The 26,902-nt window shown below is 71.6% G+C and carries 32 protein-coding genes; 16 read left to right on the top strand and 16 right to left on the bottom strand.

From position 1 onward, the window contains the following. Positions 1-1,158 (top strand): pyridoxal phosphate-dependent aminotransferase, encoded by a 1,158-nt coding sequence (locus tag LB823_RS10165; RefSeq protein ID WP_224646886.1) that lies wholly within the window; start codon positions 1-3, stop codon positions 1,156-1,158. Between the two features lie 13 nt (positions 1,159-1,171). Here LB823_RS10165 and LB823_RS10160 read toward each other — a convergent pair whose 3' ends face one another. Beyond that, positions 1,172-2,158 carry an LLM class F420-dependent oxidoreductase gene (locus tag LB823_RS10160; protein ID WP_224646884.1) on the bottom strand — a complete coding sequence of 329 codons (987 nt, stop codon included), beginning with the start codon at positions 2,156-2,158 and terminating at the stop codon, positions 1,172-1,174. A gap of 61 nt (positions 2,159-2,219) precedes the next feature. Between LB823_RS10160 and LB823_RS10155 the strand changes: the two genes are divergently transcribed. Beyond that, positions 2,220-2,813 (top strand): alpha-ketoglutarate-dependent dioxygenase AlkB, encoded by a 594-nt coding sequence (locus tag LB823_RS10155; RefSeq protein WP_224646883.1) that lies wholly within the window; start codon positions 2,220-2,222, stop codon positions 2,811-2,813. A gap of 37 nt (positions 2,814-2,850) precedes the next feature. Then, entirely contained in the window at positions 2,851-3,576 is a 726-nt protein-coding gene (locus LB823_RS10150) for a GntR family transcriptional regulator (RefSeq protein WP_224646882.1), read from the top strand. A gap of 9 nt (positions 3,577-3,585) precedes the next feature. Here the strand turns inward: LB823_RS10150 and LB823_RS10145 are convergent, their stop codons facing one another. After that, the gene (locus LB823_RS10145) at positions 3,586-4,290 is read right to left on the bottom strand and encodes a MerR family transcriptional regulator (RefSeq protein WP_224646881.1); all 705 of its coding nucleotides are present in this window, start codon (positions 4,288-4,290) and stop codon (positions 3,586-3,588) included. Between the two features lie 54 nt (positions 4,291-4,344). Between LB823_RS10145 and LB823_RS10140 the strand changes: the two genes are divergently transcribed. Then, positions 4,345-5,556: a DUF418 domain-containing protein gene (locus tag LB823_RS10140; protein WP_224646880.1), complete on the top strand. Its 1,212-nt coding sequence runs from the start codon at positions 4,345-4,347 to the stop codon at positions 5,554-5,556. Positions 5,557-5,562: 6 nt separating this feature from the next. Here the strand turns inward: LB823_RS10140 and LB823_RS10135 are convergent, their stop codons facing one another. Genes LB823_RS10135 through murQ form a run of 3 tightly spaced genes read right to left on the bottom strand, consistent with a single transcriptional unit; the run spans position 5,563 to position 9,031 of the window. Beyond that, complete coding sequence (locus tag LB823_RS10135; protein WP_224646879.1) at positions 5,563-6,606, bottom strand: MupG family TIM beta-alpha barrel fold protein; 1,044 nt, start codon at positions 6,604-6,606, stop codon at positions 5,563-5,565. A gap of 22 nt (positions 6,607-6,628) precedes the next feature. Continuing rightward, positions 6,629-8,110, bottom strand: coding sequence for a PTS transporter subunit EIIC (locus tag LB823_RS10130; protein ID WP_224646877.1), 1,482 nt, complete (start codon positions 8,108-8,110; stop codon positions 6,629-6,631). A 21-nt stretch (positions 8,111-8,131) separates the two neighbouring features. Beyond that, entirely contained in the window at positions 8,132-9,031 is a 900-nt protein-coding gene (murQ, locus tag LB823_RS10125) for an N-acetylmuramic acid 6-phosphate etherase (protein ID WP_224646875.1), read from the bottom strand. A gap of 110 nt (positions 9,032-9,141) precedes the next feature. On the opposite strand from murQ, the gene LB823_RS10120 reads away from it, so the two are divergent. After that, positions 9,142-10,029 (top strand): MurR/RpiR family transcriptional regulator, encoded by an 888-nt coding sequence (locus LB823_RS10120; RefSeq protein WP_224646873.1) that lies wholly within the window; start codon positions 9,142-9,144, stop codon positions 10,027-10,029. On the opposite strand, the gene LB823_RS24035 is transcribed toward LB823_RS10120, so the two are convergent. The 4 genes from LB823_RS24035 to LB823_RS10100 form a co-directional block, all read right to left on the bottom strand. Then, a complete protein-coding gene (locus LB823_RS24035) occupies positions 10,026-10,856 on the bottom strand; it encodes an Abi-alpha family protein (protein ID WP_224646871.1) in 831 nt (276 codons plus the stop codon). The two genes, LB823_RS10120 and LB823_RS24035, sit on opposite strands and share 4 nt — an antisense overlap. Continuing rightward, positions 10,853-12,127 carry a DUF445 domain-containing protein gene (locus tag LB823_RS10110; protein ID WP_102101145.1) on the bottom strand — a complete coding sequence of 425 codons (1,275 nt, stop codon included), beginning with the start codon at positions 12,125-12,127 and terminating at the stop codon, positions 10,853-10,855. Before LB823_RS10110 ends, LB823_RS24035 begins: the two co-directional genes overlap by 4 nt. Before the next feature lie 159 nt (positions 12,128-12,286). Beyond that, positions 12,287-12,742 carry a PTS glucose transporter subunit IIA gene (locus LB823_RS10105; RefSeq protein WP_224646869.1) on the bottom strand — a complete coding sequence of 152 codons (456 nt, stop codon included), beginning with the start codon at positions 12,740-12,742 and terminating at the stop codon, positions 12,287-12,289. Next, a complete protein-coding gene (locus tag LB823_RS10100; RefSeq protein WP_068524062.1) occupies positions 12,739-12,966 on the bottom strand; it encodes a PTS transporter subunit EIIB in 228 nt (75 codons plus the stop codon). The genes LB823_RS10105 and LB823_RS10100 overlap by 4 nt, the downstream gene beginning before the upstream one ends. Positions 12,967-13,071: 105 nt before the next feature. Here LB823_RS10100 and LB823_RS10095 point away from each other — a divergent pair, with 105 nt between their 5' ends. The 4 genes from LB823_RS10095 to LB823_RS10080 are packed head-to-tail and all read left to right on the top strand — an operon-like array spanning position 13,072 to position 16,167. Beyond that, positions 13,072-14,307, top strand: coding sequence for a PTS transporter subunit EIIC (locus LB823_RS10095; RefSeq protein ID WP_224646868.1), 1,236 nt, complete (start codon positions 13,072-13,074; stop codon positions 14,305-14,307). Next, on the top strand, positions 14,304-15,458 hold the full coding sequence (locus LB823_RS10090; RefSeq protein WP_224646867.1) for an N-acetylglucosamine-6-phosphate deacetylase: 1,155 nt from the start codon (positions 14,304-14,306) through the stop codon (positions 15,456-15,458). The genes LB823_RS10095 and LB823_RS10090 overlap by 4 nt, the downstream gene beginning before the upstream one ends. Before the next feature lie 29 nt (positions 15,459-15,487). After that, positions 15,488-15,757, top strand: a complete 270-nt coding sequence (locus tag LB823_RS10085) for a hypothetical protein (protein ID WP_224646866.1) — start codon at positions 15,488-15,490, stop codon at positions 15,755-15,757. Then, positions 15,745-16,167, top strand: coding sequence for a PIN domain-containing protein (locus tag LB823_RS10080; protein ID WP_224646865.1), 423 nt, complete (start codon positions 15,745-15,747; stop codon positions 16,165-16,167). Before LB823_RS10085 ends, LB823_RS10080 begins: the two co-directional genes overlap by 13 nt. Here the strand turns inward: LB823_RS10080 and LB823_RS10075 are convergent, their stop codons facing one another. From LB823_RS10075 to LB823_RS10060, 4 genes are read right to left on the bottom strand one after another with little or no spacing between them, the layout of a single operon-like run. Then, positions 16,168-16,998 carry a PhzF family phenazine biosynthesis protein gene (locus tag LB823_RS10075; protein WP_224646937.1) on the bottom strand — a complete coding sequence of 277 codons (831 nt, stop codon included), beginning with the start codon at positions 16,996-16,998 and terminating at the stop codon, positions 16,168-16,170. A gap of 4 nt (positions 16,999-17,002) precedes the next feature. Beyond that, complete coding sequence (locus LB823_RS10070; RefSeq protein ID WP_224646864.1) at positions 17,003-17,635, bottom strand: MSMEG_1061 family FMN-dependent PPOX-type flavoprotein; 633 nt, start codon at positions 17,633-17,635, stop codon at positions 17,003-17,005. Between the two features lie 50 nt (positions 17,636-17,685). Further along, the gene (locus LB823_RS10065) at positions 17,686-18,441 is read right to left on the bottom strand and encodes an amino acid ABC transporter ATP-binding protein (protein WP_304941276.1); all 756 of its coding nucleotides are present in this window, start codon (positions 18,439-18,441) and stop codon (positions 17,686-17,688) included. Then, on the bottom strand, positions 18,438-19,886 hold the full coding sequence (locus tag LB823_RS10060) for an ABC transporter substrate-binding protein/permease (RefSeq protein WP_224646863.1): 1,449 nt from the start codon (positions 19,884-19,886) through the stop codon (positions 18,438-18,440). The genes LB823_RS10065 and LB823_RS10060 overlap by 4 nt, the downstream gene beginning before the upstream one ends. 152 nt (positions 19,887-20,038) lie before the next feature. Here LB823_RS10060 and LB823_RS10055 point away from each other — a divergent pair, with 152 nt between their 5' ends. The 4 genes from LB823_RS10055 to LB823_RS10040 are packed head-to-tail and all read left to right on the top strand — an operon-like array spanning position 20,039 to position 23,316. Beyond that, positions 20,039-20,398: a helix-turn-helix transcriptional regulator gene (locus LB823_RS10055; protein WP_224646933.1), complete on the top strand. Its 360-nt coding sequence runs from the start codon at positions 20,039-20,041 to the stop codon at positions 20,396-20,398. Further along, positions 20,395-20,880, top strand: coding sequence for an SRPBCC family protein (locus LB823_RS10050; RefSeq protein WP_224646862.1), 486 nt, complete (start codon positions 20,395-20,397; stop codon positions 20,878-20,880). The genes LB823_RS10055 and LB823_RS10050 overlap by 4 nt, the downstream gene beginning before the upstream one ends. A 16-nt stretch (positions 20,881-20,896) precedes the next feature. Continuing rightward, positions 20,897-21,670 carry an enoyl-CoA hydratase gene (locus LB823_RS10045; RefSeq protein ID WP_224646861.1) on the top strand — a complete coding sequence of 258 codons (774 nt, stop codon included), beginning with the start codon at positions 20,897-20,899 and terminating at the stop codon, positions 21,668-21,670. A gap of 20 nt (positions 21,671-21,690) precedes the next feature. After that, positions 21,691-23,316, top strand: coding sequence for an adenylate/guanylate cyclase domain-containing protein (locus tag LB823_RS10040; protein ID WP_224646860.1), 1,626 nt, complete (start codon positions 21,691-21,693; stop codon positions 23,314-23,316). On the opposite strand, the gene LB823_RS10035 is transcribed toward LB823_RS10040, so the two are convergent. Genes LB823_RS10035 through LB823_RS10025 form a run of 3 tightly spaced genes read right to left on the bottom strand, consistent with a single transcriptional unit; the run spans position 23,211 to position 24,318 of the window. Next, entirely contained in the window at positions 23,211-23,738 is a 528-nt protein-coding gene (locus tag LB823_RS10035; RefSeq protein WP_224646858.1) for a GNAT family N-acetyltransferase, read from the bottom strand. The two genes, LB823_RS10040 and LB823_RS10035, sit on opposite strands and share 106 nt — an antisense overlap. Before the next feature lie 8 nt (positions 23,739-23,746). Beyond that, positions 23,747-24,103 (bottom strand): RNA-binding S4 domain-containing protein, encoded by a 357-nt coding sequence (locus LB823_RS10030; RefSeq protein WP_224646856.1) that lies wholly within the window; start codon positions 24,101-24,103, stop codon positions 23,747-23,749. A gap of 2 nt (positions 24,104-24,105) precedes the next feature. Then, a complete protein-coding gene (locus tag LB823_RS10025) occupies positions 24,106-24,318 on the bottom strand; it encodes a hypothetical protein (RefSeq protein ID WP_068524038.1) in 213 nt (70 codons plus the stop codon). Between the two features lie 40 nt (positions 24,319-24,358). Here LB823_RS10025 and LB823_RS10020 point away from each other — a divergent pair, with 40 nt between their 5' ends. Genes LB823_RS10020 through LB823_RS10010 form a run of 3 tightly spaced genes read left to right on the top strand, consistent with a single transcriptional unit; the run spans position 24,359 to position 26,897 of the window. Continuing rightward, the gene (locus tag LB823_RS10020; RefSeq protein ID WP_224646855.1) at positions 24,359-24,811 is read left to right on the top strand and encodes a histidine phosphatase family protein; all 453 of its coding nucleotides are present in this window, start codon (positions 24,359-24,361) and stop codon (positions 24,809-24,811) included. Between the two features lie 10 nt (positions 24,812-24,821). Continuing rightward, the gene (locus LB823_RS10015) at positions 24,822-25,253 is read left to right on the top strand and encodes a histidine phosphatase family protein (RefSeq protein ID WP_224646854.1); all 432 of its coding nucleotides are present in this window, start codon (positions 24,822-24,824) and stop codon (positions 25,251-25,253) included. Between the two features lie 9 nt (positions 25,254-25,262). Beyond that, positions 25,263-26,897 (top strand): dihydroxyacetone kinase family protein, encoded by a 1,635-nt coding sequence (locus LB823_RS10010; protein WP_224646853.1) that lies wholly within the window; start codon positions 25,263-25,265, stop codon positions 26,895-26,897. Positions 26,898-26,902 lie beyond the last annotated feature (5 nt).

The raw sequence follows: 26,902 nt of genomic DNA, 5'->3' as shown, positions 1-26,902 counted from the left end.
ATGCGCACCGTCCGACGCCTTCAGCCCTTCACGTCGACGATCTTCGCGGAGATCTCGGCCCTCGCCGTGGCGCACGACGCCGTCAACCTGGGGCAGGGCTTCCCGGACACCGACGGACCCGCCGGCATGCTGCTGGCCGCCAAGGCCGCCATCGACGGCGGCCTCAACCAGTACCCGCCCGGCGACGGCCTGCCCTCCCTCCGCCGGGCGGTAGCGGACCAGGTCGAGCGGGACTACGGCCTGCGCTACGACCCCGACGGCGAGGTACTGGTCACCGTCGGCGCCTCCGAGGGGATCGCGGCCGCGGTGCTGGGTCTCGTCGAGCCCGGCCGTGAGGTGATCCTCATCGAGCCCTTCTACGACTCCTACGCCGCGACCGTGGCGATGGCGGGGGCGCAGCGGGTCGTCGTGCCGCTCGTCGAAGACGGCGGACGGTACGCCCTCGACCCCGACCTGCTGCGCGCCGCGGTCACGGAGCGGACCGCGGCGATCATCGTGAACTCGCCCCACAACCCCACCGGCACGGTGCTCTCCGACGCCGATCTGCAGCTCATCGTCGACGTGTGCGTCGAGCGGGACCTGCTCTGCTTCACCGACGAGGTCTACGAGTACCTGCTCTTCGACGGCCGCGCGCATCGGCCGCTCGCCGCCTTCGACGGCATGCGGGAGCGCACGGTCCGGATCTCCGGCGCCGCCAAGGCCTTCAACGTGACGGGCTGGAAGGTCGGCTGGATCACCGCGCCGCGCGAGCTGGCCGACGCCTGCCGCGCCGCGAAGCAGTGGCTCACCTTCACGGGCGCCGCGCCGCTGCAGCACGCGGTGGCGCACGCGCTGGAGCACGAGTCGTCGTGGCTCGAGAAGCTCGCACCTGACCTGCAGGCCAAGCGGGACCTGCTCACCGACGCCCTGGTGGAGACGGGGTTCACCGTGCACCCGTCGGAGGGCACCTACTTCGTCGTCGCAGACGCCCGGGGTCTGGGCTTCGACGACGCCGGCGCCCTCTGCCGGGAGATGCCCGCCCGGATCGGCGTGGCCGCGGTGCCCGTCAGCGCCCTCGCCGACGATCAGGCGCGGTGGGGGCACCTCCTGCGCTTCGCCTTCAGCAAGGAGGAGTCGGTACTGGTCGAGGGTGCACGGAGGCTCGCCGGATTGCGATGACTCCGCGGCGGGCTCAGGAGAACGCCGGGATCACCTCGCGCTCGAAGAGCTCGAGTCCCGAGGTGTCGTAGGCGATCTCGGGGAAGTAGCACACGGCGTAGGTCATGCCCTCGGCCTCGAGTCGCTTGAGGTTGGCGACGATGTCGCCCGGCGTGCCCACGCCCGGCATGCCGAGGTAGGCGCCCATCTCGGCGTCGACCCCTGCCTCCGGCACGTGCTCGAGCAGCCGGTTGCGGGTCTCGTCGAGGCGGGTCTGCACGTCGCGGGCGGCCTCGCCGATCACGATGTTGTAGTTGGCCGAGCGGGTGATGGCGTCGAAGTCGGTGCCCACGTCGGCGCAGTGCTTGCGGAGCACGTCCGACTTGTGGGCGAAGCCCTCGAAGGTGCCGTCGAAGTTGGTGTACTGCGCGTACTTCGCCGCGATCCGCAGCGTCTTCTTCTCGCCGCCGCCCGCGACCCACAGCGGGATGCCGCCGTCCTGCAGCGGCCGGGGCTCGCAGATGGCCCCGTCGACCTGGTAGTACTTCCCGTCGAGCGTGGCCGAGCCCTCGGTCCACGCCTGCTGGAGGATCTGCACGCCCTCGTCGAGGCGGCCCAGCCGCTCCCCGGCCGACGGGAAGCCGTAGCCGTAGGCCCGCCACTCGTGCTCGTACCAACCGCCGCCGATGCCCATCTGCGTGCGGCCGCCGGAGATCAGGTCGACGGTGGCCGCGACCTTGGCCAGGTAGGCCGGGTTGCGGTAGCCCATGGCCGTGCACATCTGGCCCAGCTTCACCCGGCTCGTGGTCGCGGCGAGGGCGGACATCAGCGTCCACGCCTCGTGCGTGGCCTCGCGGCTCGGGACCGGGGTGGTGTGGAAGTGGTCGTACACCCACACCGAGTCCCAGGGGCCGGCGTCGGCCCGCTGGGCGAGGCCGTTCATGACGGACCAGTGGTCCGCCGGATCGATGCCGACGAGGTCGAAGCGCCAGCCTTGCGGGAGGAAGAGTCCGAATCGCACGCCTCCAACCCTACGGAGACCGCGCCGAACTTGTCAGTCGGTCCTCGTATCGTCGCGGGCGATGCAGGATTCGCTGTTCGACGATGCCGCACCGCTGGCCCCGCACCGCCGGGAGCTGTCCGACGGTGCGTGGCTCGACGTGCGCGCGGGGTGGCAATCCGGCGCGGACGAGCTGTTCGCCGCGCTGGCGCGCGACGTGCCGTGGGTCGAGGAGCGCCGCCGCATGTACGAGCGCACGCTGCCGGTGCCGCGGCTGCTGCGCTACTACGGCGACGGCGCCGCCCTCCCGCACCCTGCACTGGGCGCGGCGATGACACAGCTCACGGAGCTGTACTGGCCGGACCTGCGCGAGCCCTTCACCTCGGTGGGGCTGTGCCTGTACCGCGACGGCGCGGACTCGGTGGCCTGGCACGGCGACACCATCGGCCGCGGCGGCACGCACGACACGATCGTCGCCATCGTCTCCCTCGGCGCCGCCCGCCCGTTCCTGATGCGCCCGCGCGGCGGCGGCGCGTCCACGAAACTCACGGTGGGCCATGGCGATCTGCTCGCGATGGGCGGTTCCGCGCAGCGCACCTGGGAGCACGCGGTGCCGAAGGTGCCGCACGCCGGGCCGCGGATCAGCGTGCAGTTCCGCGCCTCCGGGGTCCGATAGCCCCACTGGTCATGACCTGGTGTGACAAGATGGGTCGATGATCGCGGACGGCCCGATTCCGAAACACGAGCAGCTGCGGGCGCTCCTCGAACAGCGCTGTACGGACGGGCTCGAGCCCGGTTCTGCGCTTCCCAGTGAGCGGCAGCTCTGCGAGGAGTACGGCGTCTCCCGCATCACGGTGCGCGAGGCCCTGCGCCAGCTCGTCGCCGAGGGCACGCTCGTACGGATCCGCGGCAAGGGCACCTTCGTCGCCGACCGGCCCGCCCGCTCACGGCTGCACCTCGCCTCGTTCCACGAGGACATGCGGCGCCTGGGCCGAAACCCGTCGACCGTGGTCCTGCAGACCGAACTGAGGGTGCCGCCGCCGTCGACCACCTCCGCGCTGCAGATCCGCGCGGCCGACAAGGCGTACCACGTGAAACGACTGCGGCTCGCCGACGGCGTGCCGATCTCCGTCGACGACGCCTGGTACCCGCAGGCGATCGCGCCCGGCCTGGACGCGCACGACCTCACGCAGTCGATCTACACCCTGCTGCGCACCGAGTACGGCCAGGCCATCGACCGGGCCGAACAGTCCATCGGCGCCATCTCCTCCGACGGCGAGCTGGCCCGCGTGCTCGGCATCTCCCCCGGCACGCCGATTCTCGCCTTCGACCGCGTCGCCTTCGCAGCAGGCACGCGCGTCGAACACAGCTACTCCTGGTACCGCTCCGACCGCTATCAGGTGCAGATGACGGTCACCGAGACCGCCGACGCGCCGTAGCCGCGCGGGTCACTCGTCCAGCAGCGCCGCGGCGCGGGCCAGGGCGCGCATCTGCGCCGGGTTGTACAGCTCGAGGAACGCGGCGCCCAGGGCCCGCTCCGCGGCGTTCCGCCCGCGGACGGACGCCGCATTCGGGTCGGCCATCCACGGGAACCGCGCGTGCTGCTCCCGGATCGTCGCCGCGAGCCGGCGGGCCAAGTCCTCGATCGCCGCGTCCTCGGCGTCGGGCGGCAACGCATCGAAGAGCTCGTCGGCGTCGGACGACTCCGCCATGAGCGCACCGAGGTCGCCGAGGGCGGCGTCGTCGAAGACGCCGCCGAGCACCGTCGCGAGGGCGCGGTCGCGATCGGAGAAGGATTCGGCCACGGCGTGGAAGGCCGCGGGGGTGTCGAGCGGGGCGTTGTGCTCCAGGGCCGTCGCGAGCTCCGCCCGGATGTGCTGCAGCCGCGCGATCCGCTCCGCGAGTTCGCCGTCCAGCGCGCGGATCGCGGTCGGCAGGTCCTCCGCGGCGCCGGTGTGCATCGCGGCGAGCGGGACGCCCAGCTCCTTGAGGCGGGTGATCCGCAGCAGCCGGACGAGGTGCGCGACGCCGTACTGCTTGTAGCCGTTGGACCGGCGTTCGGGCTCGTCGAGCAGGCCGATCTCGTGGTAGTGACGGACCGCCTTGACCGTGGTCCCGGCCAGTTCGGCCAGCTCACGCGTGCTCCAGGGCATGCGCTCGAGCGTACGGCTTGACCGTGCCCTTGGGGCAACGTTTACGGTCGCATCATGACCACGTCCCCGGGCACCGACTCCCCCTCGCCCGTCGCCGCTCCCACCTCCGTCACCGGCCGCCGGAGCATCGCTCCCGACCTCGCACGCGGCGTCATGCTGGTCCTCATCGCCGTCGCGAACGTGCCGTACTTCCTGTGGGGCCGGCCGACGGGCACCGGTGCGCACAGCGCCGACGGTTCCGTCGCCGATCGCGTCGTACAGACCGTCGCGATCACCGGCATCGACAGCCGCGTGTACCCGATGTTCGCCTTCCTCTTCGGCTACGGCATCGTCCAGCTGTACACCCGCCAGCTCGCGGCGGGCACGGAGCAACGCGTCGCCCGCCGGATCCTGCGGCGGCGGCACTGGTGGATGCTGGCGTTCGGCTTCGTCCACGCCGCGCTGCTCTGGTACGGCGACATCCTCGGCGCCTACGCGATCACCGGCCTCGTCCTCGTGTGGCTGTTCCTCCGCCGATCGGACCGGGCCCTCGCGATCTGGGCGTCCGTCCTGGTCCTGCTCTCCGGCGCATTCTCCGTTCTCACAGTGGTAGCTGCGGCATCGGTGGATTCGGGCGGCACGGCGGCCGCGACCACCGACGCGAACGCGATCCCGGAGTACGGAGCTGCGATGGCCGAGCGCGTCACGACGTGGGCCGAGATCATGATCCCGACGGTGGTGTTCGGATTCATCGTGCCCGCCGCGGTCCTGCTCGGCATGCTGGCCGCCCGGCACCGCGTCCTCGACGCCCCCGCCGCGCATGCCGCCCTCCTCCGGCGGTGCGCCGTGGTGGGCCTCGCGATCGGCTGGGGCACGGGACTCCTCCTCGCCCTGCAGAACCTGGACGCCCTTCCGTTCGGCCCGACGGCGGACTGGGTCCTGCTGGCCCTGCACACGCTGGGCGGGCTGTTCGGCGGGCTCGGGTACGTGGCAGTGTTCGGCCTGCTCGCGATCCGCCTGGAACGGGGCGGCGCCGGGGCGTTCGCGACCGCGGTGCAGGCGCTGGGCAAGCGGTCGATGAGCGGCTACCTCGCGCAGTCGGTCGTCTTCTCGCCGCTCCTCGCGGCGTGGGGGCTGGGTCTCGGCCAGTACCTGTCCAGTTGGTCGGCGACGCTGCTGGCGGTCACCGTCTGGGTCGCGACCGTCATGATCGCCGTGCGGCTCGAACGCGCGGGCAGGCGCGGCCCCGCCGAGACCCTGCTCCGGCGCCTGGCGTACCCGCGGTAGGCGCGATCACTCCACCGCGGGCGCGACGACGAAGCGGATGGTCTGACCGGGCCGCAGCAGGTCGACGAGATCGGTGTAGGGCCCGGCGATCTCGGCGACCCGGACCTGCGCGGCGGTCAGCGGCAGGTCCTCTCGCATCAGGTGCACCTCGCCGCGGTACCGCCCCATGGACGCGACGTCCACCTGAAGACTGCCTCGTGATCGCCGCGTCCCGTTGACCGCGTCCGGCGGGACGGGGCCGCCGCGCGTGCCCTCGATGCGATGCGATGCCGCGGTCCCCTCCGGCCGGAGACGCAGCGGACCGTCGAGCAGGTGCCGCATCGCCCCGGGGACCGAAGCGAGCGGTACCACGATCTCGCCGTGCCGCTCACGGCGTTCGATCCACTCCTCGTGCTGCGGCAGCACCGTCCCCTCGGCGCAGGCCACCTCGGTGTCCGGGCAGGCCGCGAGCACCCGTGCGTGGTTGACGTAGGCGTTGGCGTGCCGGTGCGATTCGAGCGTCGGCAGCCCCAGCTGCAGCGGCGCCCGGAACTCGCGCTCCCCCGGGATGAACGTCACCACGTCGTGACCCCGCCCGCGCAGCAGCGCATTCTGGCCGGCGAAGAAGTCCTCGGAGAGGCCGGTCTCCGGACGCGGGTAGTAGTTGTGCCAGCCCACCGGGTCGAGGCCGGCGAGCTCATCCAGTTCCTCCGGCGTCACCGTGCTGGCGTTGACGGCGATCCGGAAGGGCCCGGCGGCCGCGATGGCGCGCACCTCGTCCGGGGAGAAGCCGAAGTCGATGCGGACCGTCGTGACGCCCCAGGCCCGGAGCATCCCCAGCCCCGCGAGATCCACCCCGAGCAGAGCGAGGGCCTTCGGCGAGACGTCGGCGCAGAACTCGATGCCGAGCTCGCGGTGCAGGCCCGCGAGCTCCGCGCCGAACGCCCGCAACCCCGAGCTCTCGGGGATGTGCAGAGAGGTGAACACGAGCCCCCGGCCGGCGCGGGCGGCGGCCAGGGCCACGCTCCGGCGCAGCGCGGGATCGTCCGTGGGATAGAGCGAGTGCAGCATGGTCGTCCCTCCGGTGCGCGGCTCAGGCCAGGCGCGATTCCATCGATTCCTTGAAGCCGAACAGGTAGGTGAGCACGAAGCCGGCCAGCGCTCCGACGGCGATGCCCCCGAGGTACCAGAGCCACCCGCCCGCCGAGATCACGCCCGTCATCAGAACCCCCGACAGCCCGATGGTCTGGGCACCGAATCCGCCGCTGACCTCCATCCCCCAGGCCACGAAGGCACCACCGAAACCGGCACCGAGACAGGCCGTGATGAAGGGATAGAACAGCGGGAGCGAGACGCCGTAGATGAGCGGCTCGCCGATGCCGACCAGGCCGAGCGGCAACGCGCCCTTGATGATCCGCTTGAGCTTCGGGTTGCGGGTCTTGAGCCAGATCGCGATGGCCGCGCCGTCCTGCCCCGCGCCGGCCATGGCCAGGATGGGCAGCAGCGGCGTGTAGCCGAGGTCCGCGATCAGCTGCACGTGCACCGGCGTCAGCCCGTGGTGCAGGCCGAGCATCACCAGCGGCAGGAACAGCGCCGACATCAGGAAGCCGCCGAAGACGCCGCCCTGCTCGAGCGCGAAGTCGACGAGGAACCAGGTGACCCCGCGCATCACGAGCGCCGCGATCGGCATGATCACGAACAGGCTCACCACCGCGCCCACCAGCACGGTGAACACGGGCACCACGAACAGGTCCAGGCTCGCGGGAACGCGTGCGCGCAGCCGCTTCTCGATCGCCGCGAACAACCACGCCGTGGCCATCACGCCGATCACGCCGCCGAGACCGGGGCTCAGCTGGCCGACCACGGGGATCGTCAGCGGGACCGCTTCGGCGCCGGTCTTGGGGTTCGCCGCGATGCCCGCGAGCGCGGGCAGGTAGGGCAGGCCGCCGGCGACGAAGCCGAGCACCGGCGAGCCCCCGAACTCCTTGGCCGTGTTCAGGCCGACGATCAGGTTCAGACTGCCGATGAGGAGCGTTCCCATGGCCGCGAACACCAGGAACCACGGATTGCCCGTCACCGAGGGGTCGATCAGCTTCCAGATGTTGGCGATCGCCGCGATGATGCCGCAGGCGATGAAGCCCGGGAAGAGCGGGATGAAGATGTTGCCGACGTGCTTGAGCGCGACCTGCAGGCGGCTCGTCTGCCGTGCCTTCACCTTCGCCTGCGTGCGGGTCGCCAGGGAGTCCAGCTCGGCCTCGCGCACGTCGTCGGCCACCTTGTCGAGCGCCACGACGACGTCGGACTCCGAACCGGACTCCGCGGCCCGAGCCGCGGCGAGCACGTCCCCGAAGCCCTCCCGCAGGCGTTCGGCGTGGCCCGGGCCCACGACGATCTGCAGCTGGGGGCCGTCGACGACGCCCTGCACGCCGTCGAGGGCGCGGATGCCGGCGACGTCGACGGCCGCCTGGTCCTCGACGTTGATCCGCAGGCGCGTCATGCAATTGGTGTGCGAGGCGACATTGCCGGTTCCGCCGACGAGCCGCAGAACCTTCTCGCCGAGTTCGGTGTAGTCCATCAGAGCAGTCCTCCCTACGGATCAGGATTCGGTGGAGCGGATGGCGACGCGGACGAGGCCGTCCGCGTCGGCGAGGCGCCGGCGGGCGGTCGGGGCGTCGACGTCGGCGAGGATCATCACGATCGCGGTCTTGGCGTGTCCGTCCGCCGCGGCGGAGGCCGCGCGGGCGGCGGCCTCGTCGGCGCCCGTGGCCTCGCGGATGATGCGGACCACGCGGCCCGCCAGCTTGACGTTGCTGGGCGCCACGTCGACCATCAGGTTCGAATAGGCCTTGCCCGTCCGCACCATCGCGGCCGTCGAGATCATGTTGAGGATCAGCTTCTGGCTGGTACCGGCCTTGAGGCGGGTGGAGCCGGTGAGCACCTCGGGGCCGTTGTCGACCTCGATGGCGACCTGCGCGTGCGCGGAGATCGCGGCACCGGGGTTGCAGGAGAGGGCCACCGTCGACGCCCCGACCGCCCGCGCGTGGTCCAGGCCCCCGATGACGTACGGCGTTCGGCCGGACGCCGCGATGCCGATCACGACGTCGGCGGGGGTCACGCCGAGCGCGACGAGATCGTCCCGGCCGCGTTCGGGGGAGTCCTCGGCGCCCTCCTCGGACCGGAACATCGCCGCGTCGCCGCCGGCGAGGACCCCGACGACCACGCCCGGCGGGACGCCGAACGTCGGGGGGCACTCCGCCGCGTCGAGCACGCCGAGCCGGCCGCTGGTGCCGGCGCCCTGGTAGATGAGCCTGCCGCCGGACCGCAGCGCCGTCACCGCGAGCTCGACGGCGCGCTCGACCTCCGGGAGGACGCGGCGCACCGCGTCGGGGACGAGCCGGTCCTCGTCGTTCATGGCCGTGAGCAGCTGTTCGACCGTGAACTCGTCGAGCTCCATGGTCCGGCTGTTCCGGCTCTCCGTCGTGGCGATCTCGTGCACGGCATCCCTTCCGCTCCGGCGATGACGAAAGATTACACACGAACGAGCTCATGCGAAGATAATTTTCAGAACTGCTGTGGAATACTCGCCGAGACGCTGGAGGGGGAGCTGTGGACGGCACCATCGACCGCATACGATCCGTCGTTCCGACCTTGCGCCCGGCAGAGGCCAAGGTCGCCGCGACGGTGATCGGCGACCCCGAGCGCGCGGTCGCCGCGACGATCACCGAGCTGGCGGAGGCCGCCGGCGCATCGCAGGCCAGCGTCGTCCGGTTCGCCCGCGCGCTGGGGTTCGGCGGCTACCCCGATCTGCGGATCGCCCTGGCGCAGGAGCTGTCCCGCCGCCAAGTCGAACTCGAACGGTCCGACATCGCCGAGGGCGCCATCAACGACGCGGACGACCTCGCCACCGTCGTCGCCAAGATCGCCTTCCACGAGGCCCGCTCCCTCGAGCAGACCGCCCGCCTGATCGACCACGACGCCCTCGAGACCGTGGCACAGGCGATCGCCGAGCACGGACGGTGCCACGCCTTCGGCGTCGGGGCCAGCGGCCTCGCGGCGCTCGACCTCTCCCAGAAGCTGCAGCGCATCGGCCTGTCCTGCCAGTACTCGCCGGACACGCACATGCAGCTCGTCCACGCGGCGCTCGCGACTCCGGACTCCGTCGCCGTCGCCGTCTCGTTCAGCGGGACCACCGTCGAGGTGCACCGCGCCCTGCAGCTCGCGACCCAGCGCGGAGCCCTCGGCGTCGCCGTGACCAACGCCCCCGAGTCCCCCCTGGGGCGGGCGGCCGACCGCCTCCTGCTCACCGTCGCGCAGGAGTCACCGCTGCGGGCGGCGGCCCTCGCCAGCCGTCTCACACAGCTCGCCGTGGTCGACTTCCTGTTCGTCCGCGTCGCCCAACTGCGCTACGGCGACCTCGAATCGGCTCTCGCGATCACCCGGGAGGCCGTCCATCCCCAGCACCTGCCGCCGACGAGCGGAGCCCGCGCGACCTAGTCCGCGAAGCCGGACGACGGGGAGAAGCAGGTGGTGTAGAAGGCGCGGCCGAAGGGCGTGATCTCGATCCGGCGGCGAACGGTCTTCGCATACCGGCCCGCGCTGCTCAGCGCGTCGAGCAGCTGGGGCTGCACCTGCAGCAACTCGTAGCGCCGCACGTCGACCTGCTCCTTGGAGAACCAGATCAGGCCCAGGCGGTGCAGGTTGCCGAGGTACTCGGCGATCCGGTCGGGGTTCCGGCAGCCGGCGACCTCGGGGATCATCGACACGCCGGCGGCCACCGTCTCGGCGCCCACGCCGAACGGGCGGTTCGTGCGCACGTCGATGGCGGGCTGGGCACCGTCGTTGAACAGCAGCCGCAGGATGCGGGCCTCGTCCGGGCACAGCTCCTGCAGGAGGTGCTCGTACGCGGGGTGCGGCGTCTGCGCGCCCGCGGGCTCGGCGGACTGCGCGAGGAGCCGATCGCCCGTGCGGCGGAGCTCGTCGGGAGTAGCGACGGGCTCGGGGGCCTGCTCGAGCAGCTCGTCCACGACCTCCCCGTGCACGACGATGCGCGGCGCGACCTCGGTGGTCAGCGCGACGTCCACGAGATGGCCGGCCTCGCTCACGAACTGCTGCGTGAGGCGCTGCGCCGAGCCGCCGAGCTCGCGGGTCACGCTGAAGGCGGAGTTCGAGACGCGCCCCAGCCGGCCGAGGAGCCCGCCGGACTCCTGCTTCTCCGCCGCGGCGACCTCGCCGCCGTCGCGGACCGCGAGCTCACGGTTCTCGTCGACGACCTCGTCGCCGGAGGCCGCGGAGGAACGGGACTTCTCACTCACGTCTGTCACACCCCGAATATCGCTAGATGGAGGAACCCGGCGAACGAGCCGAGCACCGCGCCGTGCAGGAACAGCAGCCACTCATCCTGCTTGATCGCCGATCGGAGCAGCTCGCTGAGGTCCTCCGGGCTGAGCTTGCTCATCCGCTCGATCACGAACTCGCGCACCTTCGACTGCTGCTCGGCGACGAACTTCGGCTCGCTGACCGTCGCCTGCGCGACCTTGAGCGCCTCGGCGCCCACCAGTTGCGGCACCCGGTCGTAGGCCTCGGACCCCACCGACAGCTTGACGAAGCCGCGGGCCCACCCGGCCGCGTTGTCGATCGAATCGCGCAGCACCGACTCGACGGTGGCGCGCGTGCGGTCGGACCGCGGGCCGTGCAGCAGCTCGTCGCAGATGTTCTCGATCGTGATGACCTTGTCCGCCATGACGATGGCGTACTGCTCGCCGATCTCCTTCTTCCGCTTGAGGAACAGGCCCTGCTTCCACGGCACCCACCAGGTGGGGTGGATCGGCTCGAAGATCATCAGGATGCCGATGTAGTTCACCACGTAGCCGATCACGATCCCGCCCAGCGGGAGCAGCCACCAATACGGGAAGAAGTGCAGCAGCGCCACGAGCAGGAAGCCCATGGGGAAGCCGAAGTAGAAGCCGAAGTTCTGCATGAACTTCAGCTCCTTGCGGCCCATGTTGTAGAAGATGTCCTTCAGTACCGAGGGATTGTTCGTGAGGTACCGGATCACCAGCAGCTTGGCGTCGATGTAGTCGTCGATGTTCTCGCCGATGGTCGACGTGATCTTCCGGACGTCCTTGGGCAGCGAGGCGGACACGCGGCGGAAGACCAGCAGCTTGACGTCCTCGGGGAGCGAGTACCACAGGCGCGGGTTCTCGCGCTGCATCACGGATTCCACGATCGACGGGATCATCGGCAGCGACGCCCGAGTGAGCACCTCGGAGACGTGTTCCGGATCCATCACCTCGTAGAACTCGGCGATGCTGCCCACCTTGTTGAGCGACTTGTCGACGGCGATGCTCGCCATCTTCTCCGCCCGCGAGGGCACGATCCCCTGCCAGCCGACGCGGCCGTCGGGCATGATCGCGGGGATCACCTGGACCCGGCGCGGCAGCAGCGGATACAGGGTCGCCATCCCGGGCACCTTGACGCCGTAGAACTTCTTCGGCTCGAACAGCATGAGGATGCCGGTCCAGTTGGTGATGTAGCCGATGATGCCGGTGAATAGCGGAACGGTGATGAGGTGCTGGATCAGGTTCGCATCCATCGCACGCCTCCCTCAGCGAGGCGTCCCGTCGAGCTCACCACAGGCCATCCACCTTTCCCCAACCGACAACATTCGCGCTCACGGTACTCAAGATAGTGAGAGGATTACGCCTCCATTCGATCACTGTGACCAGATGAACACGCCCGAGCGACGTGTCATTCACACAGTAAAGATCCAATCCCCCGCGGCCACATCACGTTCTTCAAGATTCGCAATGGACCCGGGTTGGGAATCCATCACCACGACGGGGCAGATCGCACTCAGTCCTCGGTCGCGAATACCCGACGGGGAGAACGAAATCAACGGATCCCCGGCTGCCACCTTGGCCTTCTCCGCAGCCAGCAGCGTGAATCCCTCACCATTCAGATTCACGGTGTCGATTCCGACATGCACCAGGACGCCGATACCCCCGTCCGCGAGCACGATCGCGGCGTGCGGATGCAGCTTGAGCACCGTCCCCGCCACCGGCGAGACGACGACGGCCTCGGCACCGTCGGCGGGCACGGCCGGCTCGATGGCGACCCCCGAGCCCACCATCTCGCCGGCGAAGACCTGATCCGGCACGGCCGAGAGCGGCACGAGCCGCCCGGCGACCGGTGCCAGCACCTCGGTCACAGGAGGTCCTGCACTTCCTCGGCGAGCGCGTCCGCGGTCGGGCCCACGACGACCTGCACGGCCGAGCCGGCGACCATCACGCCGTGCGAGAGCTTCTTGAGCGCGGCCTGGTCCACGAGGCCGGTGTCCTTGACCTCACAGCGGAGGCGGGTGATGCAGCCCTCCACCTCTTCGATGTTGTCGGCCCCGCCGAGCCCGTTCACGATGTCCTGCGCCTTCGACATTCCTGCCGCCTTTCGGAGAGGTTCGGGGAAACCGACTCACGCCGGGCCGAACTGGTTATAACCTGTCGTCAGCCTAGTGGACTCGTCCCTCGACAGGAGCGAAAAATGAGTTCCTCATCCGGATCCGGTATATCAGCACGACGGCTCGATCTGAGCGGTCTCCAGAAACTCGGGCGCAGCCTCATGCTGCCCATCGCGGTGCTGCCCGCGGCGGGCATCCTGCTGCGCCTCGGCCAGGACGACCTCCTCGGCAGATTCGACTCCATGAAGACCGTCGCCGCGGTCATCGGCGGCGCGGGCAACGCGCTGTTCGCCAACCTCGGCATGTTGTTCGCGGTCGGCATCGCGATCGGCTGGGCCAAGAAGGCCGACGGTTCCACCGCGCTCGCCGCACTCGTCGGATACCTGTCGTTCCAGGCCGTCGAGAAGGCCATGTCGCCCGTGGTGCTCGCGGGCAAGCTCGACAAGGACGGCAAGCAGGCCCTCGTCGAGTACGGCGTGCTGGGCGGCATCGTCATCGGCATCATGTCGGCGATGCTCTGGCAGAAGTACTACAAGACGAAGCTGCCCGACTACATCGGCTTCTTCTCCGGCCGCCGCCTGGTCCCGATCCTCACCGCCTCGGGCGCGATCGTCGTCGGCGTGCTCATGTCCTTCGCCTACCCGCTGTTCAACGCCGGCCTGACCAGTCTCGCCAACTGGGTCGCCGAACACTCCGTGGTCGGCGGCGGCGTGTACGGCACCGTCAACCGCCTGCTGCTACCGCTCGGCCTGCACCACATCATCAACTCCGTGGTCTGGTTCGTCCTCGGCGACTACCAGGGCGCGAACGGCACCGTGGTGCACGGCGACATCGCCCGGTTCATGCAGGGCGATCCCACCGCGGGCACGTTCATGACCGGCTTCTTCCCCATCATGATGTTCGGCCTGCCCGCCGCGGCGTTCGCCATCTACCGCTGCGCCAAGCCCGAGAACCGCAAGGTGGTCGGCGGCATCATGCTGTCCGTCGCGCTCACCAGCTTCATCACCGGCATCACCGAGCCGCTCGAGTTCTCCTTCATCTTCGTGGCCTGGCCGCTGCTGCTGCTCCACGCGCTGCTCACCGGCAGTTCGCTCCTCATCGCGAACTGGCTGGACATCCACCACGGCTTCACGTTCTCCGCCGGCGCCATCGACTACGTGCTCAACTTCGGGCTGGCGAACAAACCGCTGCTGCTCATCCCGATGGGCCTGGTCTACGCCGTGATCTACTACTTCTCGTTCAGCTTCATCATCAAGCGGCGCAACCTCAAGACCCCCGGTCGCGAGGACGAGGACATGGAAGCGGAGGCCACGGCTTGAGCGAGCTCCTGCGCGGCACCGTCGTCACGCCCTCCGGGGCGATCGACGACGGTGTCCTGGCCCTCGCGGACGGCCGGATCGCGGAGGTCGGACCCGCGTCCGCCTTCCCGGCCGCGACGCTGCCGGCATCGTCGGAGCGCGTCTACCTGCCCGGCATGATCGACGTGCACTGCCACGGGGGCGGGGGCTTCGGCTTCCCGGACTCGGACGCCGACGGTGCCCGCGCGGCCGCCGCGCACCACCTCGGCCGCGGCACGACGACACTGCTCGCCTCGCTGGTCTCCGCGGCGCCGGAGAAGCTGCTCGAGCGGATCGCGACGCTCGCGCCGCTCGTGGACGACGGCACCGTCGCCGGGCTGCACCTGGAGGGCCCCTTCCTCGCGCAGGAGGTGTGCGGCGCGCAGGACCCGCGGTACATCATCGACGGCGACCCGGCGCTGCTCGCGGCGCTGCTCGACGCCGCGGGCGGCCGGATCTCCTCGATGACCGTCGCCGCCGAGACCGCGCACTTCGCCGACCTGGCGCGGCAGCTCTCCGCGGCCGGCGCCGTCGTATCCGTCGGGCACACCGCCGGCGACTACGACACCGTGGCCGCCGCGCTCGGCACCCCGGACGGCCCGGTCAGCATCACGCACCTGTTCAACGGCATGCACCCGATGCACCACCGGCACCCCGGCGCCGTGGGTGCCGCGCTGCAGGCGGCGGGCGAGGGCCACGCGGTCGCGGAGATCATCGGCGACGGGGTGCACCTCGCCGCCGGCACCGTCGCGATGGTCTTCGCGACCGTCGGGCCGGACCACATCGCGCTGGTGTCCGACGCCATGCAGGCCGCCGGGATGCCCGACGGCCAGTACTCGCTCGGGCCGCTGGAGGTCACCGTCGGGGGTGGCGTCGCGCGCCTGACCACGCCCGACGGGACGCCGGGCGCCATCGCCGGCGGCACCTCGTCGGTGCTCGACGTGGTGGTGCGCGCCGTCCGGCACTCGGGGGTGTCGCTCGCCGACGCCGCGCGCGCCGGGGCGACCACGCCCGCCCGGCTGCTGGGCCTCAAGGACCGCGGCGAGCTCGCCGCCGGCCTGCGTGCCGACGTGGTGGAGCTCTCCGCCGGCCTGGAGCTCCTCCGGGTGCTCCGCGGCGGCGAGCAGGTGTAACACCTCGTTCTCCGGTGTTACACTCGGGTATGCCCACGACCCGGCCGCGCCACGCGATCACGGAGACCCCCGAGGTCACGCGCGCGCTGGAGATCGCCCGACGGCGGTGGCCGGCGCACGCCGAGAGCCCGTCGCGCCTGCTGCGCGAGCTGATCGCCGCAGGTGCGGAGGCCGTCGAGGAGTCGTCGGACAGCGAGATCGAGCGGCGCCTCGCGGTCGCGACGCGACTCGCGGGCAGTCGCACGAAATGGTTCCCGGACGGCTACCTCGAGGAGCTGAGGTCCGAGTGGCCGGAGTAGTCGTCCTCGACGCGAGCGTGCTCATCGCGTTCTTCAAGGACGACGATCCTTTCCACGGCAAGGCATCCGCTGTGGTGCTCGGCGCGATCGGCCGGGGCGACGAGATCGCCGCGAGCGAGTTGACCGTGGCCGAGTACCTCGTGGGCGCAGTCGGCAGCGGCGAGGTGGGCAGCGCCGAAACGGAACTCGCGGATCTCGGTCTCCGACGACGTGACCTTCCCCCGTCCTTCGCCCCGCGCCTGGCGCGGATCCGGCACGACGCGCGCGTGAAACTCCCCGACGCCGCGGTGATCCTCACCGCCGTCGACGCGGCAGAGGACGGGACCGGCGCGGTGGCCGTGGCGACCTTCGACGCCCGGCTGCGCGCCGGGGCGGCGACGTACGGCATCGGCTCGGCGATCGAGGATTGATCACGCCAGATTGAGCTCGCCGCGGATCGTGGTGCTCGTGGCGCCGCCGATCCAGATCGTGTCGCCGTCCCGCTCGACGTGCACGCGGCCGCGGCGGCCGAGCGCGGTGCCCTGGGACGCGGTGTAGCGCTCCGGCAGCTCACCGGTGCCGATCAGCCACTGCGCCAGACCGGCGTTGAGCGAGCCCGTCACCGGGTCCTCGGGCACCGCGAGCGACGGGCAGAAGGCGCGGACCTCGACGTCCGCGTCGCCGCCCGCCGGATACCGGCCCACCACACCGACGTTGAGCTCCCCCATCGCCGCGAAGTCGGGCCGCACGGCGAGGACCGCGTCCGCGTTCCGCAGCCGCGCGGCCACCCAGCCGGGGCCGTTGTCCACCCATTCGGCGGCGACGACCTCTCCGGCCGGGACTCGCAGGCCCGCGGCGATCCGGTCGACGGTGTCCGCGTCCGCGGGGCCACTGCGGACGAGCGGCGGCGCGGCGAAGGCGAGCGTCGACCCGCGGCGCAGGCGCACCAGGCCGGCGCCGCACTCCTGCACGACGGTGCCGGCCGTCGCCGGGACGCCGCCGTCCTCCAGCCACGCGTGGGCACTGCCCAGCGTCGGGTGCCCGGCGAAGGGCAGCTCGCCGCCGGGTGTGAAGATCCGGAGCCGGTAGTCGGCCGCCGGGTCCGTCGGGCGGAGCAGGAAGGTGGTCTCGCTGAGGTTCGTCCAGCGTGCGAACGCCGCCATCTGCTCGTCGGCGAGGTCGTCGGCGTCGTGCACCACCGCCACCGGGTTGCCCAGCAACGGTTCGGAGGAGAAGACGTCGACCTGGCGGAAGCGGTGCATGCGTTCAGTAGAGCTCACGGCCGTATCCCTCGCCGTAGTAGCGGTCCAGTTCTTCGAGCGAGTCCTCCGGCCGCTCCAACGTTTTGGCGATGACGGCGCGCCTGGGCACGCCGCGGTCGTCGTCCGTCGTCGCCCAGGACGACGGTTCCCACGCCTCCGAGCGGAGGAAGGCCTTGCTGCAGTGGAAGAAGGCCTCGTCGATCGCGACCTCGACGATGAGCTGGGGCAGCTTCTCCCCCACCGCCATCCGGGGTGCGTAGGGCGCATCGGCGAGCACCGCCGCGGTCCCGTTGACGCGCAGCGTGTCGCCGCGTCCGGGGATGACGAACTCGAGCGCGATGCGCGGATCGACGAGGAGGTTCCGCAGGCCGTCCACGCGGCGGTTCCCCGGCCGGTCGGGCAGCGCGATCGTCCGGTCGTCCAGCACGAGGACGCCGCCCGCCGGATCGCCCTTCGGCGAGACGTCGAGCCCACCCGGGCCCGACGTGGCGACGAAGTAGAGCCGCGCGGCCGCGAGGAACAGCCGGTGCACCTCGTGCAGTTCGGGGCGGGCCTTGTCGCGGATCCGCGGGATCGGCTCGGGCACCACGGCCCGGAGCTCCGCCTCGGTGGTCACCGGTCTGCGTGCATGCGCCATGTCGTCGAGCGTAGAGACCCGCGCGGTGCGCCCGCGACCCGGTTTCCGCCCTACAGCGGGCGCAGGATGCGGTCGAGGAACTCCCGCGTGCGCGCGTGCTGCGGGGCGCCGATCACGTCGGCGGGGCGGCCCGCCTCGAGGACGGTGCCGCGGTCGACGAACAGCACCTGGTCGGCGACCTCGCGGGCGAAGGCCATCTCGTGCGTCACCACCACCATCGTGCGGCCCTCGGTCGCCAGGTCGCGCATCACGGTGAGGACGTCGCCGACCAGCTCGGGGTCGAGCGCCGAGGTGGGCTCGTCGAACAGCACGACCCGTGGCCGCAGCGCGAGGGCCCGCGCGATCCCGACGCGCTGCTGCTGCCCGCCCGAGAGTTGGTGCGGGTACTTGTCGGCGTGGTCCTTCAGCCCGACCCGCGCGAGCAGCTCCCGTGCCTCCGCCTCGACCTCGGCCGCCGGGCGCTTCTGCACGACGACGGGCCCCTCGGTCACGTTCCGCAGCGCGGTGAAGTGCGGGAAGAGGTTGTGCGACTGGAAGACCATCGCGCTCTGCGCGCGGTAGCGCGACAGTTCGGCCTTGCCGGGCGTGCCGGCCCCGAAGTCCACCGTCGCGTCGCCGACGGTGACGGTGCCCCCGTCCGGCAGCTCGAGCGCATTGAGCGAGCGGAGCACCGTCGTCTTCCCGGATCCGGACGGCCCGATGATGACCGTGACCGTGCCCTCCGGGACCGCGAAGTCGATGCCACGCAGCACCTCCACCTCGCCGAAGGACTTGGTCAGACCGCGCACCGAGATCAGGTCGGTCATCGCGCCACGTACCTTTCGAATCGGTTCTCGAGGTGCGACTGCAGCACGCTCAGCAGCTGGCAGACCACCCAGTAGTAGCAGGCGGCGACCACGTACATGACGAGGAAGTCGAACGTGGGTGCCGCGGCGATCTGCGCCTGCCGGAACACCTCGGTCACGAGGATGGTGGACGCCAGCGAGGTGTCCTTGACGAGCGAGAGCAGCGTGTTCGCGAGCGGCGGGGTCGCGGTGCGGGCGGCCTGCGGCAGGATGATCCGGCGCAGCGCGGTGCTGTAGTCCATACCGATCGTGGTGGCCGCCTCCCACTGCCCGCGCGGCACCGCGCCGATCGCGGCGCGGATGATCTCCGCCGCGTAGCCGCCCACGTTGAGCGAGAAGGCGATCACCGCCGCGAAGAAGGGATCGAAGACCAGGCCGAGCGCGGGCAGGCCGTAGAAGATGATCACCAGCTGCACCAGCAGCGGCGTGCCGCGGATCACCGAGATGTAGACCGTCGCCAGCGCGCGGGGCAGACGCCGGGCGGACATCCGCGCGAGCGCGACGGCCAGCGCGAGGACGAGTCCGATCGCGAAGCTGATCGCGGTGAGCGGCAGGGTCTTCGTGACCATGGCCTCCAGTAGCGGAACCAGGCTGCGCCGCACCAGGTCCCAGGTGGTGGACTGCTTCGGCGCGGCACTGTCCGCGCCGAAGTACTTCTGCGAGATCCGTTCGGCGGTGCCGTCGGCTCGGATCTCGGCGAGGCCGCGGTTGATCGCCGGCATGAGCCCGGATCCCTTGCGGGCCGCGAACACCGACTCGGACTTGTCGGGGGTCTCGGCGGCGATCTTCACCGGCGCCGTGTGGTTGACCGCGAGGTAGTTGCGGATCACGCCCGTGTCGTTGACCACCACGTCCACGCGGCCCTGCGCGAGCAACGTCGCCGCTTCGGTGAATCCCGCGACCGGCTCGATCCGCGCGCCCGCCTTCTCCGCGACGCCGGACCAGCTGCTCGTGGAGCTCTGGGCGGCGAGCCTGCCGCGGATGTCGTCCAGGGACTTCACCGCATCGTCGTCCTTGCGGACCAGGATCGATCCGCTCGCCGTGCTGTACGAGTCGGACAGGTCGTACTTGGCGGCGCGGGCGGGACTCGCGGCGACCTGGTTCGCCACCAGGTCCAGCCGGTTCGCCTCCAGCGCGGAGAACATCGAGTCCCAGGGCGTCTCCACGAACTCCACCCGCATCCCGGCCTTATCGGCGATGGCGGTGATCATCTCGACGTCGTAGCCCGTGAGCTTCCCGGCATCGTCGTGGTAGCTGTACACCTGGTAGACGCCCTCGGTGCCCACCCGCAGCACCCCGCCCGACGGCGGCACCGGGTCGGCCTGCGCCGGCAGCGGCGCGACGACGAGCAGCATCGCGATCAGCACGAGGAGGACGCGGGGCGCGGTGCGGACGGCTGATCGCATGCGTCGTTCTTAGCACCGGCATCGGCCCGGCGCGCCGCGGACCGTCATGTCGAACCTTTTTCAACTCAGGGGTTGAACAACGGGAGGAGAGGGCGTACCGTCGTATTCAACAGATTGGTTGAACACGAAGGAGGTGCACCACGAACGACGACATCGACGACCTGTCCAAGGCGTTCGCGGCACTCGCGGACCCCACGCGCCGCGACATCGTCGCCCGCCTCTCGGACGGCGACGCCACGCTCACGGAGATCGCGGAGCGCTACGACGTGAGCATCCAGGCCGTCTCGAAACACCTCACCGTGCTCGAGAACGCCGGCCTGATCAGCAGGACCCGCCGCGCCCAGGCGCGGCCCGCCCACCTGGAGGCGGAGGTCTTCGACCTCATGAACGGGTGGATCGAGCGGTACCGCCGCCGCGCCGAACAGCGCTACCAGCGCCTCGACGCGGTGCTGGCCGAATTGAACGCACAAGAGAACCCCACCGACACCACCGAACAAGGAGCAGCATCATGACCATCGTCAACGCCGAGGCCGGCATCGAGGCCTCCACCACCCTCCCCACGGTCACCATCACCCGAGACTTCCAGGCGACGCCGGCGCAGTTGTTCCGGGCCCACACCGACCCCGAGATCTACACCCGCTGGGTGGGACCGTCGGACATCGACACCGAGATCGAGCACTGGGACGCGCGCACCGGCGGCAGCTGGTCCTACGTCAGCAAGCGCGGCGACGAGCGGTACGCCTTCCACGGCAGCTTCCACGACGTTCGAGAGGACCGGATCGTGCAGACCTTCACCTACGACGACATGCCCGACGGGGTGTCGCTGGAGACCATGACCTTCGAGGACCTCGGCGACGGGCGCACGCGGCTGCGCGCCGTCTCGCTGCTCGACAGCTTCGAGAGCCGCGACGGCATGCTGGCCAGCGGCATGGAGGTCGGCATCGTCGACGGCTACGCCAAGCTCGACCGACTCCTCGCGGACGGCGAGGTGTAGTGGTTACCGTCGAGGGATGACGGACGCCGCACCGATTCGCACGCACGTCGCCGACGGCCTGGGGGTCCTCACCCTCGGGGCCGCCGGGCGGCGCAACCCCCTCTCGCTCGCCACGATGCGGGCGGCCACCGCCGCGCTCGACGGCTTCGACGCCGACCCCGCGGTGCGGGTCATCGTGATCCGCGCCGAGGGGCCGGCGTTCTCGGCGGGCCACGACCTGAGCGAGATGGTCGGCCGCACCCTCGACGAGGAGCGCGAGATCTTCGCCGCCTGCACCGACCTCATGGCCGCGGTGCACCGCGTGCGGCAGCCCGTGATCGCGCAGGTGCAGGGCATGGCGCTGGCCGCCGGCTGCCAGCTCGTGGCGACCTGCGACCTGGCGATCGCGACCTCCGACGCGCGGTTCTCGACGCCCGGCGTGAAGATCGGGCTGTTCTGCTCGACGCCGATGATCCCGCTCACCCGGGCCGTCGGCCGCAAGCGCGCGATGCAGATGCTGCTGACCGGCGAGATGATCAACGCCGAGACCGCGGTCGAGTGGGGCCTGATCAACGCCGCCGTCCCCGCCGACCAGCTCGAGGCGACCGTCACCGGCCTGGCGCACCGCATCGCGGAATCCAGCGGCGCAACGCTGGCGATCGGCAAGCGCGCCTTCTACGACCAGATCGATCGGACCGAGCCGGACGCCTACGCCGCCATGTCCGAGGTGATGGCGACCAACGCGATGATCCCGGACGCGCAGGAGGGTATGACGGCGTTCCTGGAGAAACGCGCCCCCGTCTGGCGGTGATGACCCGGTAACTTAGCAGCATGAAGCTGCCCCGGCTCCGCGCCGACTACGGTTCGATCCTCCTGGGGTCGGCCGACGACAGCTCCCGCCTGACCCGCGTCCGGGTGCAGCTGGTGATCACCATCGGCGTGGTTGTCGCCAACCTCATCGGCGTCGGCCTGGCCATCGCGCTGGCCACCGTCGGCATCCCGGAGCCGTCGATCCCGTGGGACGCCTGGTGGATGAACTACCTGGTGGTGCCGCTGTACATCGGGATCGCCTTCGTGCTCGGCGCGACGATCGGCACCGTCCGGCTGGTCCGGTCGCTGCGCTGGTCGATCCGCCGCGAGGAGCCGAACGCGGCGCAGGCGAAGGCGGCGATCGTCGGGCCGTGGCGCCTGACCGCCCTGGAGGCGCTGCTGTGGGGCGTCGGCACCGTCGTGATGACCGTCGGCTACGGCGCCATCAACCCCGACCTGATCCCCAAGATCGCGCTGGTCACGGGCCTGTCCGGGGTCGTCGTGTGCGCCATCTCGTACCAGATCACGGAGTTCGCGCTGCGCCCCGCGGCCGCGGCGGCGCTGGAGGCCGGGTACCGCGCACCGCGCAAGGGCCGGCTGCGGATGCGGGCCGCCACCGCCTGGGCGATCGGCTCGGGCGTGCCGATCCTGGGCATCTTCCTCGTGGTGCTGTTCGGCACCTTCCGCGACGACACCACCAAGCTCGACATCTTCGTCGCCGTCGCGGCACTGGCCGCGATCGCGCTGCTCACCGGACCGCTCATCAGCCTGCTCAACATCGACGCCCTGATCGCGCCCCTGCGCGTCCTCGGCGGCGCGATCCGCCGCGTCCGCGACGGCGAGACCGACGTAGCCGTGCGCATCTTCGACGGCTCCGACATGGGCGAGCTGCAGGCCGGGTTCAACGAGATGACCACCGGCCTCGCCGAGCGGGAGCGGCTGCGGGACCTGTTCGGCCGGCACGTGGGCCGCGACGTCGCGGAAGCGGCGCTCGGCTGGGGCGTCCAGCTCGGCGGTTCCGAGGAGGTCGTCGGCGTGCTCTTCATCGACGTCGTGGGCTCGACGACGCTGGCACGGCAGCGGCCCGCGACCGAGGTGGTCGAGCTGCTCAACCGGTTCTTCGAGGTCATCGTGACCGCCGTCGAGGAGAACGACGGCCTGGTCAACAAGTTCGAGGGCGACGCGGTGCTCGCGGTCTTCGGCGCGCCGCTGCCGCACCCGGATCCGGCGGGCGGGGCCCTGCGCACCTCGCGGCTCATCGCGGACCGCCTGCCCGCGGCGGTGCCGGACCTGCGGGCCGGGATCGGGGTCTCCTACGGCGTGGTCGTGGCGGGCAACGTCGGCGCGATCGAACGCTACGAGTACACCGTGATCGGCGACCCGGTCAACGAGTCGGCGCGCCTGTCCGAGGTCGCCAAGCGCGACACCTCGCTGCCGGTGGCGTCCGAGCCGGCGATCATGGGCGCCCGCGAGGCCGAGTCGCAGCACTGGCGGTTCACGGACGAGCTGGAGCTGCGCGGCCGCGACGAGAACACCCGCCTCTACTCCCCCAGGGAGTCCTCGAGGACGAGCACGTCGTCGACGAAGGTCGTTCCGCCGACGGTGAACTCGCGCACCCCCGCCGTCACGAACCCCGACTTGGCGTAGAACCGCTTGGCCCGGGCGTTGTCGGCGTTCACGCCGAGCCACACGGGCAGGCCCGCGGCGTCGGCGCGGACGGCGTCGAGCAGGGCGCGGGCGACCCCGCCGCCGTGGTGGTCCGGGTCCACGTAGAGCTTGGACAGGTAGGCCGACGGTGCGCCGCGCAGCGCCGCGGGCCCCTCGTCGTGCGCGCCGTGCAGCACCAGGACGTACCCGACGGGGCCGTCGGCACCGTCGACCACGAGGACCCGGTGGTCGGGATCGGCCAGGTGGCGGTCGAACTCGGCCTCGCTGAGGTGCGTCGCCACGAAGTCCGCGACGTGCTCGCGCGCCAGCGTGGGCGGGCACGCCAGCGGGAAGGTGCGTGCCGCGAGCGCGGCCACGGCGCCGGCGTCGCCGGGCGCCGCGCGACGCACGCGCTCCTGCATCGGCGCCGTCATTCGCGCCCCAGCAGCCGGTCGGTCTCGCGCCGCTCGCGCTTGGTGGGGCGTCCCGCACCCCGATCGCGCTGCGGCATGGACAGCACGATCTCCCGGGGCGGGGGCGGCGGGCTGTGGTCGAGGTAGCAGGTGGCGGCGACGGGCGCGCCGACCCGCTTGGGGATGAGGGTCGCGACCTCGACGATCCGCTCCCGTCCGGCGAGCCGCAGCCGCACCTCGTCGCCCACCACGATGTGCTGAGCCGGTTTGGCGGTGGCGCCGTTGACGCGCACGTGCCCGCCACGGCAAGCCGTGGCGGCGGCCGACCGAGTCTTGGTCAGCCGCACCGCCCACAGCCAGGCGTCGACCCGCACGACTACCGGGCGCGCAGCAGCCGCGACAGGCCGACGGCGCCGAGCACGCCGAACGCCACCAGCAGGAGCAGGCCGAGGCCCGCACCACCGATGAACCAGCCGACGGCGACGACCACCAGCGCGGGCGCGGCCATCGCCGCGACCATCCCCGGGTGCTGCTTCACGACGTCCAGCGCGGCCTTCTTGCGCGCGGGATCGAGCTCTTTTCCAGCCATGTCACCAATGTACGCATTCCCGGCAGGGCAAGATCGGGGCATGACGGTGCTGGCGCTCATGCGACACGGCGAGTCGGGCGTGTCGATCCCCGACGAGGCCCGCCCGATCAGCGCGAACGGTCGCGACCAGGCCCGACGGTCCGCGGCCTGGCTCGCCGAGCAGGGCCTCGAACCCGGTCACGCGCTCGTCTCGTCCGCGCGGCGCACCGTCGAGACCTTCCACGCGATGGACCTGCGCTGCCCGATGACGGCGACCGAGGAGCTCTACGAGTGCCCGGGCCGCCGCGTGCTGGACGAGATCAACGGCGTCCCCGGGGACGTCGACGTGCTGCTGGTGGTGGCGCACTTCCCCGGCCTCCCCGAGGCGGCGGCGCAACTCGACCCGGGCGCGGAGCTCCCGGGCTTCGCGCCGGGCACCGTCGTGCTGCTGGACCTCGACGACGGCCCGGCGGCGCCCGGTTCGGGACGGATGCTGTCCTGGTTCACCCCGTAGGGTGTCCGATATGGACACCCTGATCCTGCTGCGGCACGGCAAGTCCGCGTACCCCGACAAGGTGAAGGATCACGACCGCCCGCTCGCGCCGCGCGGCGTCCGGCAGGCCGGGCTCGCCGGCAAGGCGATCCGCCGGTACGGGCACGACGTGGACCTGGTGCTGTGCTCGACCGCCGAGCGCGCGCAGGCGACGCTGGAGCGGGCCGCCGTCGACGCGCCGGTGCGCCACCTGCCCGCGCTGTACGGGGCGACGGGCGCCGAGATCCTCGACATCGTGGAGGCGGAACGGGGCGACGCGACGACGGTGCTCGTGGTGGGCCACGACCCCGGGCTCGCCGAGGCGGCGCAGATCCTCGACCCCACCTTCACCTTCGCCAAGTTCCCCACGTCGGCGTTCACGGTCATCCGGGAAGGCCACGCGGAGTTGCACATACCTCGCTAACGTGAAGCCGTGACCCATCGCGCGCGCTTCGAGAACTCCGCCGGATCCCTCTTCACCGACGGGCTGCGGGGCGTCCTCGCAGCCCACCCCGACGCGGCCTGGCACGACGCGGGCTTCGTCGCCCGCCGCACGCCCCGGGCCTCCGGCGTCGCCGTGGTCTCCGGCGGCGGCTCCGGGCACGAGCCGATGCACGTGGGGCTGATCGGCGCGGGCATGCTCGACGCGGCCTGCCCGGGCCTGATCTTCACCTCCCCCAACGCCGTGCAGGTGGCGGCCGCGACCCGCGCGGTGGACACCGGCGCCGGCGTCGTGCACGTGGTGAAGAACTACACCGGCGACGTGATGAACTTCGCCGTCGCCCGCCGCCTCGTCGGCGCCCCCGACGGCGACGCGCCGGCCGTCGCCACCGAGTTCGTGCTGGTCGACGACGACGTCGCCACCGAGGACACCTCCGGCCCCGGGCGGCGCGGCACCGCGGCCACGGTCATCGTGGAGAAGATCTGCGGCGCGGCCGCCGACCGGGGATCGTCGCTCGCGGAGGTGGCCGCGGTCGGCCGCCGGGCCGCGGCCCGCGCCCGCTCCATGGCCGTCTCCTTCTCCGCCTGCAACGTGCCGGGCTCCGACGCCCCGTCGTTCGACCTGCCCGCCGGGCACATGGCCTTCGGCGTCGGCATCCACGGCGAGCGCGCCCGCGACGAGCGGCCCGCGACCGCCGCCGAGGAGATCGTCACCGACCTGCTGGCGCGGATCCTGCCCGGCACCGGCCTCGGCTCCGGCGACCGCGCGCTGGTCGTGGTCAACAACCTGGGCGCGGTCACCGACCTGGAGACCGGCGTGATCTTCGCCGAGGCGGTCAAACAGCTCGGCGAGCGCGGGATCGAGGTCGCGCGCTCGCTGGTCGGGCGCCTCGTCACCGCCCTCGACATGGCCGGCGCCTCCCTCACGGTGGTCCCCCTCGACGACGAGCTCGTCGCGCTGTGGGACGCGCCCACGTCCGCGCCGGGCTGGCCGAACGCGGCCACGGCGCCGTCGTACCTGGACCCGCTCGCGCAGTCCCGGCCGGACGACTCCGCCGACACCGGCGAGCCGAACGTCTGGCTGTCGGACTTCGTCGACCGAGTGCAGCGGTCGGTGGACGAGCTGACGGAGCTGGACCGCAAGGCCGGCGACGGCGACTTCGGCACCAACATGGCCGCCGCGCTCGGCCATTTCCCGCTCCCCCTGCGCGGTACCGACGGCGAGGTCCTCGACGCCATGTCCACGTCGTACCTGGTGCGCGCGGGCGGCACCTCGGGCGCCGTCTTCGGGACCTTCTTCACCGAGCTCGGCCGGGCCCTGCAGGCCGACGGTGCCGGCTTCGCGCGCGGCGTGCGCGCCGGGCTCGACGCGGTGGTCGAACTGGGCGGCGCACGGGTCGGCGACAAGACGGTGGTGGATGCGATCTCCCCCGCCGCCGATGTGCTCGACGCCGGCGGCTCGCTCGCCGACGCGGCGGCCGCGGCGGCGCAGGGCGTGGCGGCGACGGCGGACAGCACCGCCTCGCGCGGCCGGGCCAGCTACCTCGGCGACGCCGTGATCGGCGTGCCGGATCCCGGTGCGCTGGTGATGTCCTGGCTGTTCGAGGCGGCGGCCGCCGGCCGGTAGCTTCC

The organism is Tsukamurella sp. M9C (assembly GCF_020169415.1).
Lineage (GTDB): Bacteria > Actinomycetota > Actinomycetes > Mycobacteriales > Mycobacteriaceae > Tsukamurella.
Note: the sequence above shows the minus strand (reverse complement) of the source record. Positions and strands in the feature narration are given on the sequence as shown.